The sequence below is a fragment of the Exiguobacterium sp. A1_3_1 genome, from assembly GCF_048985645.1.
Classification (GTDB): Bacteria; Bacillota; Bacilli; order Exiguobacteriales; family Exiguobacteriaceae; genus Exiguobacterium_A; species Exiguobacterium_A indicum.
Window position 1 is genome coordinate 1 of record NZ_WBYY01000269.1, and the last position, 2,779, is coordinate 2,779.

A 2,779-nucleotide genomic window follows, 5' to 3' on the forward strand; every position below is an offset into this window, starting at 1 on the left:
TCGGAGATGTGTATAAGAGACAGATCCTACACGCCGTGGTGATGCAGGAGTATGCTTTCGCGGGTTACTTGTTGACGATGCAAGGAGAGGGCAGGTTCCCCATCTTGCCATTGCTCGACAAGGAAAGCATCCAGTCGCTCGTCAATCGAGACTGGTCCGGAAAACGATTCTCGAATCGGATCTGGGACAATACGGCACGCCTAGGCAAGCAGCTCCAACAGGAATTGCTCTCGTCGATGATGCGCGGTGAATCGGTCGCGAAGACGACTCGTCGTCTGAAAGAGATGCTCGAGACGGATGCCTACAAAGCAGAACGTCTGGTACGGTCTGAAATCATTGCTGCCGGAAACTCCGCGAAGAAGAAATCCGTTCAGGACTTCATCCAGGATCATGGAGCGGACGGCATCGAAGGTATGCGTCGTCTCGAGACACTCGACCGGAAGACATGCGCGATTTGTCGTGCGGCTGATGGTCGCATCTACAAGATGGATTCCATCGGTTCAGCGCCAGACATCGAGCATCCGAATTGCCGCGTCACCTATACGCCGGTCGTCAAAGGATTCAATCAAGTCAGCCGTCGGAATGTCCGGATCTATCTGGATGATGGCAGAACCTCGACCGGCATTGCACAGGACATCGACACCTTTGCTCAGTATCAACAGAAATTCAACATCCCCACGTACCAGGAGTATCGACGGATGTATGAAGCGGAACGTCAGGCACGTGCCGCGAACTAGGAGGACATTGCACATGGAAACAGCAAAACTGTTGAAACCGACCTATCGTTTGAAACTCCCGATTCAGTTCTTCGCGGATGACCCACCGGCTGATCCACCGAACGATCCGCCAAATGATCCACCGGCTGACTCGCCAGCGGATCCGCCGAACGATCCACCAAATGCCCCGCCGCTCGATGACGATGAGAAGGATAAGTTGATTGAGAAACTTCGCCGTGAGAATGCACGACACCGTACCAATGCAAAAGAGAAGGGTGACGACAAGGATAAGTTGATCGCCGTTCTGAAGAAGGAACTCGGCATCGACGAGAATAGCGACGTCGCAGCGCAAATCAAGGCCGCGAACGACAAGGCGAACGAACGCATCATCAACGCGGAAGTCAAAACCTTGGCGACGCAGATGAACTTCATCGATCTGGCAGATGCGAAAGCGTTCCTTGACCGCTCTGCTATCGAAGTGGACGAGGAAGGGAACGTGAACGGACTCCAAGAAGCGCTCGAAGCCGTGAAGACCGCGAAGCCTCACCTCATCAAGTCCTCAACGACGCATCCACCGACGCCTCCGGGCGGTGGGAATCCGCCAGCACCGAAAGAGGGGTACGACCTCGGTAAGTCTCTAGCGGAACGTTTGAACGGCAAGAATAAACAATAAGACTACGAAGCGAAAGGAAGATTCCTCATGAAACTAACACCCGTAACGAAGAATTACGCAGCCGGAAAAGAGATTCTAGCGGACACGGTCGGCTCGAAGACCGTCAATGTGACGCTTGATTCAACGAAGTTCCCAGCAGGACGCCTAGAAGCAGGGGCGGCATTGCTCGTCGTCACGGCGACGAAGAAAGCGGAGCCGTGGGATGACGCGAAAGCCGCTACTGGTAAAGCGGCCGTCCTCGGTCGTGAACTCGTCCTTGACGGAACGGACGTCGTCGGGATCGGCTACATCGGCGGATACCTCAACGAATCGAAGTGTACCGGCATCACGGCAGGCTTCAAGACAGCCGCTAAGATGATTTCATTCCAGTAATCCATTTGAAAAATAGAAAGGGTTGAACTACATGCCAACATTCCTCACGTTAGACGAATTCAAACCACAAGCCTTGCTCGGACTAGTCGAGAACCGTGAAGTACCATTCACACCGATTCTCCGCTCGTTCTTGCCGCTCGAGGAATCCTTCTCGACGAACTTCATGTACGACATCATCGACCAGACGCGCGTTACTGCAGCGTCGCTGAGCGAGTTCGGTGCACCTGCTCCGTTCCGAGACAAAAAACAGGTGGCACGTGCCCTTGGTGAGGTTGCGAAGATCCAGCACCGCATCCGCTTTAGTGAAAAAGACCAGCTGGAGTACATGAACGGACGCAATGACCGGGAGAAGCAAGCGCTCCTCGATCGTGCCTTGACGAACGTCGCGGATCTCCGGATCGGCGTCGAGCACACGGAAGAGTTACTCCGAGCGGCAGCCGTCTATGAAGGGAAGCTCGTCTACGATCACGACGGCGTCAAACTCGACATCGACTTCGGTATCCCGCTCGCGAACAAATTGAACGTGACGGGTGCCGATAAGTGGGATCAAGCCGATACAGCGAATCCACTCGAGGACTTGATCGAAGCGTCGCTCGTCTTCAAGGACAAGAATGCTGGTCAGATGCCGCTTGAGATCCATATGCCTTTCGCACAACTCCGCGAGATCATGAAGGCGAAGAGCACGATTAGCGCTATCAAGGGTGTAGCGGGCGGAAACGTCTTGCCACGTGATATCGACGAGTACCTACAAGCGAACATGTTGCCAGCGATCAAGGTCAATGACCAAGTCATTACGTTACCAGACGGCGCGACGACGAAACGCTACCTACCAGAGCGTCGGATTGTGTTGCTCGGAACGGCGATGGATCCACAACTCGGTTACACGGCACTCGGTCCGACGGTCGAACGCCAAGGGCAACCAGGTATTTTCGTCAATCCATGGGAAAAACTCGAGACGAAAGACGAGATCGTCGAAGTCGGTGAAGCGGCTGTCTCTTATACACATCTCCGAGCCCAC

The 2,779-nt window shown here is 54.3% G+C and carries 4 protein-coding genes; all 4 read left to right on the top strand.

What is annotated here, in order from left to right; all coding sequences use genetic code 11:
• A partial coding sequence (locus F8N00_RS17515) for a minor capsid protein (protein WP_421018689.1) occupies positions 1-737 on the top strand: 737 nt, incomplete at its 5' end.
• A gap of 13 nt (positions 738-750) precedes the next feature.
• A complete protein-coding gene (locus F8N00_RS17520) occupies positions 751-1,389 on the top strand; it encodes a hypothetical protein (RefSeq protein ID WP_421018690.1) in 639 nt (212 codons plus the stop codon).
• Between the two features lie 27 nt (positions 1,390-1,416).
• On the top strand, positions 1,417-1,761 hold the full coding sequence (locus tag F8N00_RS17525; RefSeq protein WP_421018691.1) for a hypothetical protein: 345 nt from the start codon (positions 1,417-1,419) through the stop codon (positions 1,759-1,761).
• Positions 1,762-1,792: 31 nt separating this feature from the next.
• The coding region (locus tag F8N00_RS17530) for a major capsid protein (RefSeq protein ID WP_421018692.1) at positions 1,793-2,779 on the top strand (987 nt) is incomplete at its 3' end.